A 17,618-nucleotide genomic window follows, 5' to 3' on the forward strand; every position below is an offset into this window, starting at 1 on the left:
AACACTAGAAAACAGCCACACTTTGTTACAGGGTCACAAAACCAATTCAATATGCCTTATTCCCGCTTAGAGTATTCATCCGTTGAATTGGAGAAATTTATGGGATTGTCTTTAGAGGAAAGTGAAACGGCTGGTGCTGTATATACTTCAATACCCAGCAAGGAAGCAACTAAGAGGCATTCCAGTCCAAATGGGAAGTAGCCGGCATAGCCCAACAAAGGCATTTCAAACAGATGGAAACGGTCCACGAATGGAATGTTGTACTTCCAGGGAGCCATCCCGCCGTAGTTCCATAGCTCCCAACATAAGCCACATTGCAAGCTGGCCAGAGCCGGCAGACAGAAGGGGCGCCAGTCTCCTTCCTGCAGTGAAGAAAAGACAGTCCGTTTCCCTGACAGAACCTGTAGCGACAGCAATACAATCAATGGCGATACCCAGACCAAGGGGTAGAAAGAGCCCGGCCATGCTCCCAAAGCAAATAAAGACAGAGTAGAAACGACCAATCCAATGACGGCAAACACCCGGGGATATGGCACCCTGAGCACCCAATAGTGGGTATAGGCACGATGCATGCGATGGAAAGTTGCCATCCAGTAGACAGTACTTAGTACAGCAGGAAGCACGGTTGAAAAAGACAGGCTGGCGGTCAGAATGCGGGTCAACGGAGAAATAGGCGGTCCCAGGTAGTACCAGTTATGCACGAAGTGGTTGAGATATTCGAAGAACCACCAAAACAGTGCGCTGGCGGGAAAGAGTAATAAAAATTTACCTGGCTGTTCTAGCATTAGGCAGCTTCCGCTACGTCTCACCCCCAAGGCATTTAATAGCAATATATAGCCAAGCCAGAGTGGCGTGAAACTATAGCGTTGCCAGCCGCTTTGTGTATCGATATTCGCCCAGGCCAGTGACCAGCTCAAGGCGATCAGCACGATACCCAGCCATCCCCACCATGGAAACGGGAATAGCTGAGAAGCCGAACTCCCCGGCGTGCGCACCAGACGATAAAGAAAAGGCAGTATGCAGACCAGGATCAATAAGGAGAGTAAGATAAATATTGGCCAGGAAAAAGGAGGATGCTCCACATAGAGCGTCGAAGGCTGCAGGCTCAGGTACTGTGGCAGCGACTTACCGGTGAGGATGGCACCAGCCAGGGGGGGCAATATCAAAAGCCCGGCAGCAACTATGGCCCACGCAGTCCATATCCACCACTTTGACTTCCCCGCAACCTTATGCCCAAAAGCCATGATTACCATCCCTAATAATTGAATGATACCGCTTACGTCAGCTTAGCTGATTACGCTGCACAGACCTTAAATTGTCTTTTAGATAAATATGCGAGCTCTCACACCAAATACCCATGCGCTACTTTCATTAGAAAAAGCAGGATCTTTAATATATTGAATATCAGGTGCGATTTGTAAATGCTCACCAAACTGCATGTTGTAATATAGCTCTGTGGTGTATTGTTCATCGCTACCAAAAGCAACTTCATTGGTTTCTGCCCAGTTAACAGCGAAACCTAGATTATTTGTTGATTTACCTAAACCAAAATAACCTAAGCCAACACTGATCGACTTGTCATAAAGGGCAACATCCCCTTCAGAGAAACCGCCGCGAATAAAAGGCATAATCTGCGGCGTCACAAAGTAACTGGCAGAGAAGTTGATACCTTTACCGCCTTCTCCTGTTGCGTTGCTATGACGTGTGTTTTCACCAAAATCCCACAATGTAATATGTACATTGTCGGTATAGATTTGGTCTTGAGAAACGGTCCAACCCAGCTCTAAGGCTGTAAAAAATTCACTCTCATCAAAGGCAGTTTTAAATCCGTCGAATATGTCCTTCGATTTACCGTTAGCATCCGCTAGAGAAGCTATCACATAAATATTATCGGTAACCATATGGCCTGCAGATATTGCCAATACACCTTCATCAGGTATTCCCATCGCACCAGAGCCAGTTGAGAATGCTAGATTTGTAAAACCATCTAAAGGGTTTGCTAACGCATAAGTATCTACGTAATCAGTAACGTCTTGCCACCCGACTTTAACTGATGTTCTCCCACCATTAAATTTTTGCTTCCAATGAAGATTAGTTACTAAGAAACCTACGTCACTGTAGATAGAGCCAATCATTCCTATATAACCTAAACCTTCCGGTCCTCCCGTAAAGTCATCGCTAAAAGTAATACCCGAAACAGGTGTTTCCGTATATCCATGACGATGACCAACTTTCCAAACAATGCCGCCAAAAGTTTCTGATTGGTTACCCAGCAAATTCCATTCGCCATATAACTGAACCAAACCAGAGGCCCTTTCGACATTGTTACCAAGAGAGCCGTCGGGAGATGTTAGTCCAATGGAACTGTACTCCAACCCAAAAGTGAAACCATCACTAGCTAATTGTTCGCGCCACGAAGCTTTTGAAAGTGGCTGCTGTGAAATTTTACTCTCGACAGACCCCGGTCCTCCTAAATCGCTACTTAAGGCCGAAGGTATTATAGATAGTGATGAAAATATGATACAAAGCTTGGTTAATCGATGGTTCATCTTATTGACACTCATTTAACAGTTACAGTCTAACTGAGTGTATTGATCTTTAATCACAAGAATTTACCATTGGACGACACTTAGCACGCTGGCAACAATCATCTATAACGACTTACATCGCCGGTGCATCAAACCCTACCCCAATGCCTGTTTAAACGAGAATCATAGACAACAGGTGGTCAAGTGTGGAGATCAAGAGGGACACTTAATGATTGTTTGGCTCCGATGTTTCAATATCCACATATAAAAATACGGGCGAAATACGTATTACATCAATGATTGACTACCCAAGATCTCTTAGACTGGTGGAAATATTTCCATCAGTATAGATTATGAGCCAAACCGATATTCGCCAAACTATCGCCAGTTTTACTTCAATAGAGCAAGCGTTAGAGTATTTCGAAATTGACTTTGATAGCCGCTTTATCGACGAATACCGTACACAATTGGTGAAGCGCTTTAACGGATACTTGATAATTGCAAAACCAGATGACTGGTTTTCAGCCCGTCGCGCACTTAAAAATGCATATTGCAAAGTACAGCGAAGTCGTTTGGATCCCCACACCCGCTCTGCCTGTCGAGGGTGTACTTCGTGTCAACGTCGTTAAATTAGAGCAGAATCATTAATCATATATTTCATTGTTATAGTGGTTCAGCATGAAATTTTCTTCCGTAAGGAACTGCTTAGGCGTCTGGCCGGTAAAGCGCTTAAATTCCTTAATAAAATAAGGCTGATCGTAATAGCCGTGATCCAGGGCAACACTTGTATACTGATGGCTGCGCCCACTTAGCAGCGCTCTTAATGTTGATTGAAAGCGCGATGTCCTCTCGAAGTATTTGGCATCAACCCCGGTATAGGCCTTGAACTTACGCTGAAATGTTCGCTCGCTGACCTTCAAGCTTCCCTTAACATTCACAATGACATCATGGCAGTTTTGGTAATAAATTTGATCAATTGCCCACTCCAGCTCTGTGGCTCCGGAAGACTTAGGTCTAATCTGCTGCATTAACCAGCCTTCCAGCAGTGATATCAACTCAATATTCGAGCCAGACTCTATGATCCGCAACAATAACTCTTTGGGCATGATTTGACTCGCTTCCACTATTTGATCGGCAATGGCGGTCAAAGGGACACCAAATAACTGGAAGAACCCTGCAGAGCGAAAACGAACCGAAAGCAATTTAGTCGCCCCCGTCGCCTTCATCTTGAAGACAGACTTACGCGGACATATCACGAGTCCATCGCCGGATTTCAGCTGCGTTTGTGTCGGCAATTCAATAGCCAGCGGAGCGCCAAGATTAAACATTATCTCAACCCCGGTACCCGGCAATATGTCGGGGATCACTAGGGGATTGCTTTGCTCCCATAGCCAAAACTGAGTGATATAGGCGCCAAGCGGTGAGGTTGGCCTGATAAGTAATGTTTGCATGGCGTGACTTTAGCATACCGCCTCAATAGATAGAGCCTGTTTATTCAACAGGCTCCCTCGGCAGTGATTATTCCTCAAGATAAAAACAACTCATCGCCACTGGCAAAATCCAGGCAAGGGTGCCTGTCAAAGCGAACAACCCCGACATGAAGACGATCCCCTGCCGCCTTGACGACTTCGGCAACCCCCTGGTGGCCAAACCCACCGCACAGCTCAACAGCCTTAATTCCTTCATCAGCCAATGAATCCACCAGATCACAAGCTTCCTGATAACCGGAAACGGCAATGTTCTTCACATGCACTTCCTTGGTACGGACCCACGAGTAATCGGTTAACGGGTTTGCTTCTGGGGCGACAAAAATGAACGCGGCTTTAAATACGTTTGACATGTGTTGGCTTCCTCATTTCGTTAATGGCAACCATCGTACAGTTAGCCCGAGGGTGAGGATTGTAGAAATACGCCAATGGTAGAAACTATAGATAATGGCCAACGAAGAGCTCACAGCAAACCATCTAATTTACAGATAGTAACTAACTATCAAGCATCAAAATATTTAATGATAATGCTTGTACTTAATCAATAGCTATAAAGGTCATCGTCATGAAAAGCGCCACTGCAGAGCGTTCCGAATCCATCCAAAAAGAAATGGAAGAGCTGAAAGCACGCTTACGCCAAGGTACTCAAGCAATGCAAAGTTCCCCTAAACAAGATGAGTCAACAGAGTTTATGTCGTTAATAATTAAGAGCACCGCAACATTTGAGAAAAACTAACATCTGAATTCTCCAGATAAAACCTCAGGAATGCCCGTCAGGCCTTTCGATAACTACAACTGCATCTTCTATTGCTGCAGGGTAAGGGGTAGAGATTGATATTAAACGATAAGCCCCTGTCACTCCTATTGTGGATGATTGCGACGCCCGGAAACAAAAAAGCCAGCAATTAAGCTGGCTTTTCTGAATATGGCGGAGGGCTCTGGGTATCGCGGATTTGAACCCTGGTTCACCATATCGTAATAGCAAAAAGGGCGCTGAATTATCAGCGCCCTTCTCTAAATATGGCGGAGAGATAGGGATTTGAACCCTAGATACGCTACAAACGTATGCCGGTTTTCAAGACCGGTGCTTTCAACCACTCAGCCATCTCTCCTTTGTGGGGCGCATAATACGGAAGGTCTCTAAACTTGTAAACCCTCCACAAAACCAACCGCTCAGCATTTGATCACCCAATCCATTGCCAGGGCAATTATCACCCGAAAACGACCGATTTAATTGTTGATTCATTGAATCAATGGCATAAAAAAGCCCTCGACGAGTGCGTCCGAGGGCTGTATGTTTTCACCGAAAGCGACTTATAGGCTCATGATCTTTTTGAATTCTTCTTCAGAATATTTCTTCTCGGTGCTCTTAGTCAGATCCGTCATCATCTTATAGCGAATTTCAGTCGCCATCGATAATGTCCGTTGTAGCTGACCGTACGAATAATCAGAGGCCATATTCAACGCGGCTTGCTTGTCCGATTGGTAAAGAGTCTTCAGTGTCGCATCCAGGCTGCTGACTTGTTGATATAGCTTGGTTTCCTCTTTATCCCATGTCTCTTTTAGCATCGGCAGGTACTTATCTGGGTTAGCCGTCGCCAATGCCGTTAAGCTACGGAACTGCCAATAAGCCGACTCGTCAGTATAGGTATCACTACCGGTTTGGTAAGGCGTTGGATACTCTTGCAAGCTTGAATATAACGGTACCAGCACCGACTCAGGCAATACCCCGAAGCTCTGCCAAATCAAGCCCTGCAACTCTTTCGGCATATCTTTACGTAGTTGAATAACATGAGATTCAAGCTGGCGTTCAACACGCATTGGCCGCTCGCCATTGGCCTCTAACTGCGTACCTTCATAAGTTGCCCCCAGTACATTAGCCACATCTTGAACCGAAATTTTCTGATCCGGCTTCATAAATAACGGGTACTGATCCTGCCTGGTTTCCTGCTTGTTCGATGCCGACAGCATTTTCTGCCCTAGCCATTCACGGTCAATGTTATAGACATCCCCTACCACCCCAAAGGCCTTGGCAAAGTTAAACGATTTTGCATTGGGCTTATCCAGCAATTGATGCTCTTGCACAAAGGCCAGCAAGTTTTTCGAATGCAGTACGTCCTTGCTATTAAGGTCAACACCGTGGATCCGCAGGCCGTTAGCAATCATGGCGTAGCTGTCATCCGGCACCTTGACCGCGATCCAGTGATGCCCCGAGCCAATTTCTACCAACCATGCCTCATTAACATCTGCAATATACAGACTGTTACCTTCACCCGCTCCATATTGTTCGATGTACTTGCCGAGCAGCTCAACGCCTTCTTTTGCCGTTTTCACCTGAGGTAGGATCAAAGTCGGTATCACAGCCTCAATCACACCGTTTTCCACCAGCGGGTCGACTTCCTGCGCTTTGTCATTCACTTCGGCACTGGTGGTAGCCGAAATCGCTACGTTAAATTCGTTGATACCACGCTCTTCATAAAACTTACCGTTGCTATCGACGGTATGCGCGTCCCAGTCTGGGATCGCCGAATAGCCGTAAAATTGCTCTGGCATAGGAACAACGAGTCCGTTACCTAACTTCCACTCACCCGCTTCGTTCTTTTTAGCCGGACGATAAGCCAAGTGTTTATTCCAGTTATTGATACCGAAGTCTTCGTTGCGGGCAATCATAATACTGCCATCAACAGATGCGCCTTTACCGACAATAAGACCAGTACACGCGTTGGCACTCATACTCAGTGCGGACAGAATTGCTGCAGACAATAGGGTTACAGACGTTTTTTTCATCGTATCTCTCCTTGTAGGAATACAAACCACAGAGAATAATTATTCACATTTATGGTGATATTTATCTTTTTTATGCTATTTATGTCAATAAATACCGACAATGAAGTGTATCTTTCTGGAATGTTGTTTATTGTTTAGTCGATCACGCTATCAATAATCAAAAAAAACGGAAGAATAAAACTGACGACATGCTCACTATCTGGATGATATGCACTCAAGGCATAAGGGGGGGAAAGCAGCAAAGACTCGGTTCTTAATAAGAAGGGAGTCGGGCAACACTACAGAGGAGTGACTTTTGGTTTTCACTCTAAATTATCCAAACCACTTGAAAATAGATAATTAAGATCGAATAAAAATAACGATACAAACAATTGAGCTCGCTTTCGGACAGTTCTAACTTTTCCAAGGCGTCATTTCGAAACCGTTAATACTGCGTTGTTCGCAACTGACTCAATACTGTTCAATCGTGGCGCCACCTCACTTTCTCGGATATTTATTCACTATCAAGGAGGTTATTCACTAGTGTAGTGCTTTAAGAACACTGCCTAATAAGCAACCAGTTTACACTGTAAAGCCGGTTAACGATTTATTGCTCCAACGGTAAATACAGTATTTGTTGCGGCCCAGCGGGACCACCCAAATAGAGTTTTTGCGAGTCTAAAAAACCGCAGGCAAGATACAGCGCTATGGCTCGGGTATTTCGTAGATTGACCGTCAATACCAGATTGGTAACTGACGGATAATGCTCAACGACATATTGCTTCAGCAGACGGCAAGATTGCCCCCCATACCCAGCCCCCTGAAAACGACTATCGATAAAGTATGAACGCAAGCCCAGCTCGCCCAATTTGCTAAATTCAGGATAAGTGGCGAAGGCGTGGTCGAGGATAAAAAAGCCAATAATTTGGCTATTAAGCCCAGCGTCCTCAAGACATATAACATGGAAGTCTTCCGATGATTGCTGATTTTGCAGCGTCTCACTAATGGGTAAAACAAAATCCGACTGAGATCCAGCAACCGCTAGCTCGCATAAAGCATGGCGATCAACCTCCTGCATTTTTCTGATGGTTAACACTCTTGGCCTCCTTGCTAAAAGCTATCAACCTATCCTGCCCGAGTTGAGTTCAAAAGCAAAACGATGGGACTAAGTCGCAATCCAATATGGGATCGACTCTATGGTTAATAAGAGGGTTTGGACGGTTTAAAAAGAAAAGCCCGCTCCGGTAATACCGGAACGGGCTTGTAGATATTGATGAAAAAGTACTTAGCTGCGAATTTGACGCACGCGGAACGATCGGCCTTTCATCTTACCGTTTTCCAGTTTCTTAAGTGCAGCACGAGCGACTTCGCGGCTCACGGCAACATAGGCACACATATCAAATACGTTGATCTTGCCAACTTGGTTGCCTGCAATCCCATTCTCGCCAGTCAGGGCACCAAGAATATCGCCTGGGCGAACTTTCTGCTTCTTACCACCACCAATTTGCAGAGTTACCATCGCTGGACGATGGGTCGGCTGATCGAGCAGATGCATCGGAGGCAACTCCTCGCCTTCGATAGTCTTATCCAGGTAGTCTTCCAGCAGGGCAATCTTGTAGTGCTCTTTGTCGCTAAAGAACGAACAGGCAATTCCTTTGCTGCCTGCACGGCCAGTACGGCCGATGCGGTGAACGTGCACTTCGGTGTCACGGGCAACGTGATAGTTAATTACCGCATCAAGCGCATCGATATCCAGACCACGGGCAGCCACGTCAGTTGCCACCAGCACAGAGGCACTCTTGTTGGCAAAACGCACCAGAGTCTGATCACGTTCGCGCTGCTCCAAGTCTCCGTGCAGGGCAATCGCACTGAAACCGTAACGTTCCAGATCGTCTGCCACTTCCTGCGTTTCACGCTTGGTGTTACAGAAAACGACAGTCGATTCAGGACGATGCTGAGAAAGTAGCAGGCGCAGGCCCGTCATACGCTCATCGTTGTTTTCTACTTTGAAGAAGTGCTGCTGGATACTGCTATTGTCATGGGTGGCTTCAACCTTCGCCATCACAGGTTTGTGCATGATGCGCTTAGCAATTGATTCAATTTGCTTCGGATAAGTTGCACTAAACAGCAATGTCTGACGGCGCTCTGGAGCGGCATCAATAATCGCATCTAATGCGTCCTGGAAACCCATTTCCAACATACGGTCAGCTTCATCCAGGATCAGCATGTTCAGATCATCCAGATTCAGGTTACCTTTACGTACGTGTTCTTCAATTCGGCCCGGTGTGCCCACGATGATGTGTGCTCCGTGCTCCAGCGAGCCAATTTGCGGGCCAAACGGCATACCGCCGCACAGTGTCAGCACCTTAATGTTATGAATAGCACGAGCCAGCTTACGGATCTCTTTGGCAACCTGATCCGCCAGCTCACGTGTCGGACAAAGCACCAGCGACTGAACGCGGAAGCGCTTCACATTCAGGTGGTCCAGCAAACCCAAACCAAAGGCTGCAGTTTTGCCCGAACCGGTTTTACCCTGAGCAATCACATCTTTACCAGCAAGAATATGCGGCAGACTCTGTGCCTGAATTGGTGTCATCGCTTCATAGCCAAGCGAAGACAAGTTTGAAAGTAAATCCGGTTTCAGATTCAGGGTCGAGAAAGCAGTCTGGCTCAAGGGAAGTATCCTATGTGATGCTGGAACGTCTGGCAGCAGTAAACAGATAGCGCAATAGACGCTGTTTTAAGGGCTGCGACACTACCAGCCTTTGGCGGTAAAAGAAACAATTTACTGAAAAGAGATGACCACAAGCCGACAACGGTGATGCTGACATGAATTTTGGAATGAATTAAGGATGGCAGTAAACCAAAGTCCCTGTGGCCTTCGGGTAGGCAATAGGGACAGTGACAACCATCAAACCGTGTATATAAGAGAAAAATTAAAAATCATTAATTGCTTTGTCGCTTATTTCTGATAACCCAGACTAACTGAACTAACACTTCAAAATTAACAACCTATTCCCTATATATCCAAGTAAATTCAAAATGCTTGTTCCGAAAAAAACTTGATGTTGATTAAATATACAATACTTTATCTGTGATTTGTTTCACATACTAATATCGCCTATACGTATATTATCAATTTTTAATCCATGGAGGTTTATAGTGAAAAATATAAACACACAATCATTAATAGCATTTACCCAAAGTGTCTTACACACTTTGGTAAGTGTTATTTTTTCTTGTGTTTGTATTGAAAAATCAAATGAATTAACTGTTAGCAATGACGTAGAGCTTGATGAAATCGCATCAAATTATAATAAATTTTATGTGAAAATCGGGGGATGTATTCGCTCACGCATACAGAGCTGGTCGGCGAATAACCTATCTTGCTGGAAACAAGACACCCACTCACGCGCCAAGCTTGTCAAAACTCTGTTTTTAGTTATCAGCCGTAGTCATTTGTATTTTTCTAAATCTGTTTCTGCAATCAAGCTTGTTGGTTTTTATCGTCACGCCCCAGCTGATGCGAGATACATCACTGCTCTCGCCCTAACGCAGAACATTGATACAAACCCAAACAAATCACTTGTTTTCAATACTATAAGCAGCAATCACCTAACGGTGGTTGCTGCTTTTTTTGTTCCATTCAACGTTCAACAGCATACGATGCTGAAGTAGAGGTGAATATGTTTATTGTTTGTGTAGCCGCTTGTCCAACTGGAATTGCCCATACCTATATGGCTGCTGAAGCGCTGGATGTCTTAGGTAAAGAAAAAGGCTGGGAAATAAAAGTTGAGACCCAGGGAAGTACTGGCATTGAGAATGAAATTACATCACAAGATATAGCGCAAGCCGACGGAGTCATTATCGCGGCAGAGATTGCAATCGATGGAATGGAAAGGTTTGAAGGTTTAGCCAAATTAGAGTGTGCCGTGGCAGATCCAATAAAACAACCTCAGGCCGTCTATGAAACAATGATGCACATAATAAATAATCAATAAGGAACACCATCATGGCCCTATTATTGAAAAAAGAAAAAACTGAAATAGATAAATTAAGAGAAGCCCTTATGACCGGGGTATCTTATATGATCCCGGTTATTGTTGCTGGCGGGATGTTATTAGCATTCGGATCTTTATTTGAAAGTATTACCGGAATTAATATAGCTGAAAATAATAGTTTTTTAGCTCAGATAATAAGTGACTTAAAAACATTCGGGTTATATGGCCTGACCTTGCTTTTCCCTGTGATTGCAGCATTTGTTGGCTTTGGTCTGGCCGGTAAACCGGCGATCGCGCCGGGGCTGATTGCCGGCATGTTGGCGCGTGATATGCAAATGGGATTCCTCGGTGCTTTGCTCGGTGGTCTGATGGTCGGTTATCTGGTGCGCTGGATGCTGGCCAATATCAAGCTGCCTAAAGAGTTCAGAAGCCTGCTTCCTATGGTGATTATCCCATTACTCGGCTCGGCTATCGTGCTGTTTGCAATGAAATATATCGTCGGGGTTCCACTTATTGCCCTAAACAGCGGTTTGGAAAGCTGGCTGATCGATATGTCCGGCGGGAACAAAATTATTATGGCTGCCGTATTAGGCGCAATGGTGGGGTTTGACCTCGGCGGGCCAATCAATAAGGCCGCGATCACGGTGAGCTTGGGGCTCTTCTCTCAAGGTATTTTTGAACCGGTAACCGCCTCTCATATCGCCATCATGGTGGCCCCTTTCGGGATTGGTATTTCAACAATGATTGCCAAGCAATATTACACCAAAGAGCTCCAGGAGAACGGTCGCGCGGCCTTAATGATGTCTTGTGTAGGGATCAGCGAAGGCGCCATTCCATTTATCCTGGCCAATCCGGCGCTGATTATCATCAACACCATTGGCAGTGCTGTTGCAGCCGCTTGCGTCATCATGCTGGACACCATTGTTGAGGCTCCTGCGGCCGGCATTTTGGCAATTATTCTCTCCTCAAATTTCGTGCTGTATACCCTTTCGATCGCAGCCGGTGTGGCAATTGTCGCAATCGGCACAACCATCCTGATGAAACGTCAGTACCTGAAACAAAAAGCTAACGAGCAAGCCATGCCGTCAGCAGAAATTAAATCCGCATAGAGGTGGAATAGGTATGTCACTCAATAAAAAAGCGTATATCGTTCCGCATACTCACTGGGATCGCGAATGGTATTTCAGTACCGAAGAATCACAGGTTTTGCTGGTATTTACAATGCAGCAGGTACTCGAGCAACTGGAGCAGGACGAGGATCTGCCTTGTTTTGTACTCGATGGCCAGTCCGTCATGCTGGAAGACTACCTCAGCGTTGTACCTGAAGATAAGGCCCGTATCGAGGCTCTGGTTCAGCAAGACAAGCTACTGGTTGGCCCTTGGTATACCCAGACAGATCAGTGCGTGGTGCACGGAGAATCACAACTCCGTAACCTTTACTGGGGCAATGCAGATGCCATGAAATTTGGCGCAGTAATGAAGGTCGGCTATGTTCCCGATTCATTTGGACAAAGTGCGCAACTTCCGCAGCTATTGCAGCACTTTGATATCGACAAGTGTGTCTTTTGGCGGGGGATCTGGGAAGGTATTTCTCCCAATACTGAGTTTAGCTGGCAAGCACCGGATGGCAGTAAAGTCACCACCGCGGTATTGGAGTTTGGCTACAGCGCCTTTCAAGGCATGAAGCCTATGCAGTTGCACCTTGATGGACTCGACCAATCAATGGAATCTCCTAACTGGCAATGTTCTCGCGAACACTTTCTGTTTATGGGCGGACATGATCAGAAGCCATGGCAACGCAAGGCCGTATCGGCAATCAATCAGGCCAATCAGGAGCGGGATTACAACTACCAGCTGTGTGATTTTGACGAATACTTCACGGCGGTGGCAAATCAGCCTCTGGCAACAGTGCAAAGCGAAATGCTTTACGGTAAGTACAGCCGAATTCACCGCGGGATCTACTCAACCCGTTACGATATCAAGAAGCTCAACAGCGATGTCGAAAATCTACTGATCAATCAGCTCGAACCTTTGCTGACCGTCGGTACGCAAATGGGATTGCACTACCCGTACGGCCTGATGGAAAAGAACTGGAAGCAGCTGATGCAGAGCCACGCCCATGACTCTATTGGTTGCTGCAATACTGATCCGGTCAACCAGCAAGTCAAAGCTCGCATTCAGGCGGTCAAAGAAAATGCCGAACGATTAAAAGACATCACCCTAAAGCAGCTGGCCGATGCTGCGACAGGCGATCAGCAGGGGGAATATATAATGATATTCAACCCGCTGCCTGTGAAGAGAACAACCAACATCGAACTCGATCTGGTATTGCCTACGCGACAGTTCGCGCTCTGTGACCAGGGGAAAGAAGCGGATATTCAGTCTCTGGATTGCCAGCTAGTTGATATCAACTCTATAGTGCAAGACCCGACCACACTGGGCGATGAGCGCTTTAAATCATGGTATCGCCATCGTGTTATCGCAAAGCTTGAGGCATTACCGCCTTGCGGCTATCGCTTCCTAACGATTGAACGCCTACCTGACGGTGACGCCGACCAAGTCGCACTTACCAAGCCAGAAAGCAACAGGATGCTAGGCAGCAATACAATCAGCGGCAATATGATCAGCAACGACTTACTGACCGTTTCGGTAGCCTGTGACGGAAAAATCGCACTGACAAAACACGCGACCAATGAGCACTGGGATGATCTATTAACGCTGGTCGACGGTGGTGATGACGGCGATAACTATGATTTTTCTGAACCCTACAACGACCTTAAAGTGAATTTTTGCCAAACACCGGTCGCCGTATCTGTGGTACATGGCGCACTGCGTTCACAATTGGAGGTCACATACCGTGCCAAGCTGCCACTAAATCTGGCGCAGCGCGCTGACCAGCTCACAACGGTTGATCAAGATATCACCATGGTACTGAGCCTGGAAAAAGATGCCCACCAGGTTGATATCGATATCCAACTCGATAACCAAATCGAGGATCATCGCCTGCAATTGCATATCAACGGTGACTTCCTCCGTTCGGAAACCATTGCTGATCAGCCAATTGGCCTGATCCGGCGCGGTGATGATGCCGAGGCACTGGCCGTCTGGCAACAGCAAGGCTGGACATCGGCTCCAGTTCCCATTTACCCGATGCAAAGCCTAGTTGCGGCAGAAACGGCGAAAGGCGGCCTAGCCGTATTCACTGACGGTATCCGAGAATACCAACAGTACCCAGACACCGTTGCCATCACGCTGTTCCGCTCGGTTGGTTATGTCGGTAAACCGGAGCTGAAATACCGTCCCGGACGTTTGTCAGGTCTGCCAGATGCCAGCCCTGACTCCCAGCTTAAGGAGCCATTGGCATTCCGATTAGCCGTTTACCCGTTTGACGGTGATGCCATGCAGGCAGAGCTTTGTTCCCAAGTTAAGCAGTGGCTGAGCAAACCGCTGAGCCTGCATAACGGTGTAATTCAGCGATTCATGATTGCACCGCCACGCTTTACGGCACCACAAAACTTCAGCCTGTTTGCCCTCGACAACCCGGGGCTTGCTATCAGCGCGATCAAACAAGCTGAAAACGATAGCAACGCCATCATTGTCAGGGTCATCAACGCCGCTGACAAACCGGTAGCCCTCGGACGCCTTACCGGAGCTTGGCAGGTTGATATTGCAGACGGTATGGAACACTCCCTGCGGGCGGCCTGTGAACGGGATGAAGTACTGCCCCACAGCTTGATGGCACTGCGCCTGACGCCTAGAACCTGATGGCTAAGTGTTAGCTCCTGACAGTAAGCGACGCGTAACTTAACTAAGAACAATAAGGTGACTGCCCTCGTCATCCTCAGGGATGGCGAGAGGCTCAGCCCCTGTGAATCAACAACAATTAGGTAAAATCATGACCAGACAATTTTCATTTCGTAATGAACTGGTAAACGGTATTCATGCCCGGCCGGCCGCCGAACTAGAAAACCGCACCAAACACTTTCAGTGCCAAATTACCCTGTTAAATACCACCAAGGGCACCTTGGCAAACGCAAAGAGTGTGCTCGCACTTGTCGGGGCGGATGTCACTCTCGGTGATGAGTGCCAGCTTCAGTTTGAAGGCAGCGATCAAGATTTAGCGTATGACAGACTACACGCTTATATCAGCAACGATTTTGCTCACTGCGACACGCCGCTAGAAACGATCGAAACTGATCAAGGGGGAGCGTTACCCATATCACTTGCGATGGCTAACCCAGACTTTGTTCGCGGCCAAATTGTGTGTCAGGGGATCGGCAAAGGTATCCCTGTAATAATCAACCAGATCGATCTGCACAAGCTTGCAAGCAATAGTCCTATTCAGTCCACCAATGAGATTCAAACCGCACTAACCACCGGTATAAGCTCATTGATTGAAAAATTAACCCAGGCAGTGGCTGCATCCGGCAAAAATGAGCAAGAGATCCTACGGGCACACCTACAAATCGCGGCGGACAGCCAGTTTGCTGAAACTCTGGAAAAACACATCAACCAGAAAAATAGCCTTAAAGCGATAGCGGCGGCGGCAGACGAACTGAAAGCCCCCATGCTGAAAAGCAGTAGCACGTATTTGAAAGAGCGGGCGCTGGACATCGAGGATATCTGCACCCAGCTCGCCGAAACCGTGGTCGGAAAACCACTTAGAAGCCCCGTTGTCATCAACCAGGAGAGCGTGGTTATTGCCGATAACCTGGCCCCGAGTGAGCTGCTGGCACTCGATAAATCCCAGCTAAACGGGCTCGTTCTCTCTCATGCCGGACAGACATCGCATACCGTGATTCTAGCGCGTTCATTTGGCATTCCGGTGCTGACAGGTATTCAGCACCCTGAGCGCTTTGTCAGCCATACCGAGCAGGTGATCATAGATGCCATCCACGGCGTGCTGATCAAACAGCCGTCGTCGCCGGTACTGGATTTCTATCAGATGGAACAAGATAAAGCCGAACAAAAGCAGCAGTTGCTTAAGCCATTTATTAACAGCAAAGGGATTGCCAAAGACGGTACACCTCTGGCTATCTACGCCAATATTGCCATTGCCGAAGAGGCAAGCCCGGCCTTTGCCAGCGGCGCGGAAGGAATAGGATTGTTTCGGACTGAAATGCTGTTCATGGAACAGGATCAGGCTCCATCAGAACAGGAACAGTTTATGGCGTACGCTGAAGTGATTAAATCAGCCCAAGGTAAACAAACAATAATTCGTACCCTCGATATCGGTGGTGACAAGCCGCTGCCCTATCTTGGTCTGCCCGAAGAAGAAAACCCATTTCTCGGATATCGAGCTGTTCGGATGTATCCCGAATACCGGAGCATATTTGAAACCCAGCTTCGTGCCATCCTGCGGGCCTCTGAATTTGGTGCTGTTGATATTATGATCCCAATGGTTTCGTGCGTGGACGAGGTGAAGTGGGTACATCAGGTGTGCCAGCAATGTGCCGATGCCCTGAGTCATGATGGGGCCATATTGGGTCAATGGCGACTGGGAATTATGCTCGAAGTTCCTTCCACCCTTTACCTGCTGGAGAAAGTCTCACCGTGGATCGATTTTGTCTCGGTCGGCAGTAATGACCTAACCCAGTACTTTATGGCCTGTGACCGTGGTAACCACCAAGTGCGTGGGTTGTATAACAGCATGAACCCTAGCTTTATTGGCTTGCTAAACGATATTGCAACCCGAGCTAAAAAAGTAGGTGTACAGCTTGGTCTGTGCGGAGAGATGGCTAGTGATATCAATGCATTGCCACTGCTACTCGCAATGGGCTTTGATGAAATCAGTCTGCCTGCCCCTAAAATTCCTGCCATGCGTGCGCAGCTAAGTCAGCTTGACAACCAGTCATGCCTAGCCTTGTTGCATCAAACACTGGCTGCAGAATCCCCCGTACAGGTTGTGTCATTGGTCGAGGATTTTTATAACCAACTGAGTAAGCCTGAAATTCTGGATCACAAGCTGGTCATTCACAATAGTAAAGCAATAGATAAAGCCAGCGTGATTAAAGCACTAACCGATACGCTAGAATTGCATGGCCGAGCCAGCAAAGGCCATTATGTCGAACAGGCTATCTGGGATCGCGAGGAGATATTTGCAACGTCACTGGGCTTTGGTATCGCTGTGCCGCACTGTAAGTCAGAACATGTATTACATAATAGTATTTCCGTGGCACACCTTGCTCAACCTATTCTCTGGAGTGAAAAAGACAATGAAAGAGTATCAACGGTCATCATGCTATCCATTGCTAGCCATGACACGGATGGTACGCATATGAATATTTTTTCCCGACTAGCCCGTAAACTCATGCATAAGGATTTCAGGGATAGCCTGACAGACTCTTCAAATGCCGAACAGACTGTCAGCCAGCTCAAAGCCTGCCTCTTTGAACAGGCCTCCTAACCCAAAACAACAGTGATCATCATTTTCCATTTTAAGGAATGAATTTATGAGTGTTATTTCTCAACCTCGGCCATACCTGGGGTGGCTGGCAATAATCGGGATCGTGGCCGGCGGCTTTCCTCTATTGCTTGAACACCCTGCAATGTTGGGGATTGTCGCGGCCAGTTGTACAACGTTGTCATTTTTGCCGCAGGTTATCCATACGTTTAAGACCCGTGATACATCAGGGATATCGCTATCCATGTACATTATTTTTGTGTTTGGTGTTTTCTGCTGGTTGGTTTATGGCTTGAAGTCAGGGGACATTCCACTGATTTCCGGTAATGGTATTACTCTGTTATTAGCAAGCACTGTATTATTTTTGAAGATAAAAACAAATATAAAGGAGGGTAACCAGAATACGCCAGTTTAATATTGAAAAAAGCATTTT

General features: G+C 46.8%; 15 protein-coding genes and 1 tRNA gene. 8 read left to right on the plus strand and 8 right to left on the minus strand.

Annotated elements, in window-relative coordinates:
• Positions 1-56: 56 nt before the first annotated feature.
• Together MD588_RS19735 and MD588_RS19740 are read right to left on the minus strand one after the other, a co-directional pair.
• On the minus strand, positions 57-1,160 hold the full coding sequence (locus tag MD588_RS19735) for a hypothetical protein (RefSeq protein ID WP_265699380.1): 1,104 nt from the start codon (positions 1,158-1,160) through the stop codon (positions 57-59).
• Positions 1,161-1,322: 162 nt separating this feature from the next.
• Entirely contained in the window at positions 1,323-2,549 is a 1,227-nt protein-coding gene (locus MD588_RS19740; protein ID WP_265699381.1) for a carbohydrate porin, read from the minus strand.
• 332 nt (positions 2,550-2,881) lie between these two features.
• On the opposite strand from MD588_RS19740, the gene MD588_RS19745 reads away from it, so the two are divergent.
• Positions 2,882-3,157: a nitrogenase-stabilizing/protective protein NifW gene (locus MD588_RS19745; protein ID WP_265699382.1), complete on the plus strand. Its 276-nt coding sequence runs from the start codon at positions 2,882-2,884 to the stop codon at positions 3,155-3,157.
• 15 nt (positions 3,158-3,172) lie between these two features.
• Here MD588_RS19745 and MD588_RS19750 read toward each other — a convergent pair whose 3' ends face one another.
• Complete coding sequence (locus tag MD588_RS19750) at positions 3,173-3,979, minus strand: helix-turn-helix domain-containing protein (RefSeq protein WP_265699383.1); 807 nt, start codon at positions 3,977-3,979, stop codon at positions 3,173-3,175.
• Positions 3,980-4,053: 74 nt separating this feature from the next.
• Positions 4,054-4,368 (minus strand): DUF6506 family protein, encoded by a 315-nt coding sequence (locus tag MD588_RS19755; RefSeq protein ID WP_265699384.1) that lies wholly within the window; start codon positions 4,366-4,368, stop codon positions 4,054-4,056.
• 212 nt (positions 4,369-4,580) lie between these two features.
• On the opposite strand from MD588_RS19755, the gene MD588_RS19760 reads away from it, so the two are divergent.
• A complete protein-coding gene (locus MD588_RS19760; RefSeq protein WP_265699385.1) occupies positions 4,581-4,751 on the plus strand; it encodes a hypothetical protein in 171 nt (56 codons plus the stop codon).
• A gap of 285 nt (positions 4,752-5,036) precedes the next feature.
• Here MD588_RS19760 and MD588_RS19765 read toward each other — a convergent pair.
• From MD588_RS19765 to dbpA, 4 genes are all read right to left on the minus strand, one after another.
• Positions 5,037-5,127, minus strand: a tRNA-Ser gene (locus tag MD588_RS19765).
• A gap of 202 nt (positions 5,128-5,329) precedes the next feature.
• Positions 5,330-6,802 carry a C69 family dipeptidase gene (locus MD588_RS19770; protein ID WP_265699386.1) on the minus strand — a complete coding sequence of 491 codons (1,473 nt, stop codon included), beginning with the start codon at positions 6,800-6,802 and terminating at the stop codon, positions 5,330-5,332.
• Between the two features lie 586 nt (positions 6,803-7,388).
• Entirely contained in the window at positions 7,389-7,877 is a 489-nt protein-coding gene (locus MD588_RS19775) for a GNAT family N-acetyltransferase (protein ID WP_265699387.1), read from the minus strand.
• A 189-nt stretch (positions 7,878-8,066) separates the two neighbouring features.
• Positions 8,067-9,455, minus strand: coding sequence for an ATP-dependent RNA helicase DbpA (dbpA, locus tag MD588_RS19780; protein WP_265699389.1), 1,389 nt, complete (start codon positions 9,453-9,455; stop codon positions 8,067-8,069).
• A 488-nt stretch (positions 9,456-9,943) separates the two neighbouring features.
• Here dbpA and MD588_RS19785 point away from each other — a divergent pair, with 488 nt between their 5' ends.
• The 6 genes from MD588_RS19785 (at position 9,944) to MD588_RS19810 (ending at position 17,600) form a co-directional block, all read left to right on the plus strand.
• Entirely contained in the window at positions 9,944-10,459 is a 516-nt protein-coding gene (locus MD588_RS19785; protein WP_265699391.1) for a hypothetical protein, read from the plus strand.
• A gap of 8 nt (positions 10,460-10,467) precedes the next feature.
• Positions 10,468-10,782 carry a PTS fructose transporter subunit IIB gene (locus MD588_RS19790; RefSeq protein ID WP_265699392.1) on the plus strand — a complete coding sequence of 105 codons (315 nt, stop codon included), beginning with the start codon at positions 10,468-10,470 and terminating at the stop codon, positions 10,780-10,782.
• Positions 10,783-10,793: 11 nt separating this feature from the next.
• On the plus strand, positions 10,794-11,891 hold the full coding sequence (locus tag MD588_RS19795) for a PTS fructose transporter subunit IIC (protein WP_265699394.1): 1,098 nt from the start codon (positions 10,794-10,796) through the stop codon (positions 11,889-11,891).
• Between the two features lie 13 nt (positions 11,892-11,904).
• On the plus strand, positions 11,905-14,547 hold the full coding sequence (locus tag MD588_RS19800; RefSeq protein ID WP_265699395.1) for a glycoside hydrolase family 38 N-terminal domain-containing protein: 2,643 nt from the start codon (positions 11,905-11,907) through the stop codon (positions 14,545-14,547).
• A gap of 130 nt (positions 14,548-14,677) precedes the next feature.
• Positions 14,678-17,188 (plus strand): phosphoenolpyruvate--protein phosphotransferase, encoded by a 2,511-nt coding sequence (gene ptsP, locus MD588_RS19805; RefSeq protein ID WP_265699397.1) that lies wholly within the window; start codon positions 14,678-14,680, stop codon positions 17,186-17,188.
• Positions 17,189-17,234: 46 nt separating this feature from the next.
• Positions 17,235-17,600, plus strand: a complete 366-nt coding sequence (locus tag MD588_RS19810; protein ID WP_265699399.1) for a SemiSWEET transporter — start codon at positions 17,235-17,237, stop codon at positions 17,598-17,600.
• Positions 17,601-17,618: the final 18 nt, after the last annotated feature.

The sequence above is a fragment of the Photobacterium obscurum genome (assembly GCF_026191635.1).
GTDB classification, from domain to species: Bacteria; Pseudomonadota; Gammaproteobacteria; order Enterobacterales; family Vibrionaceae; genus Photobacterium; species Photobacterium obscurum.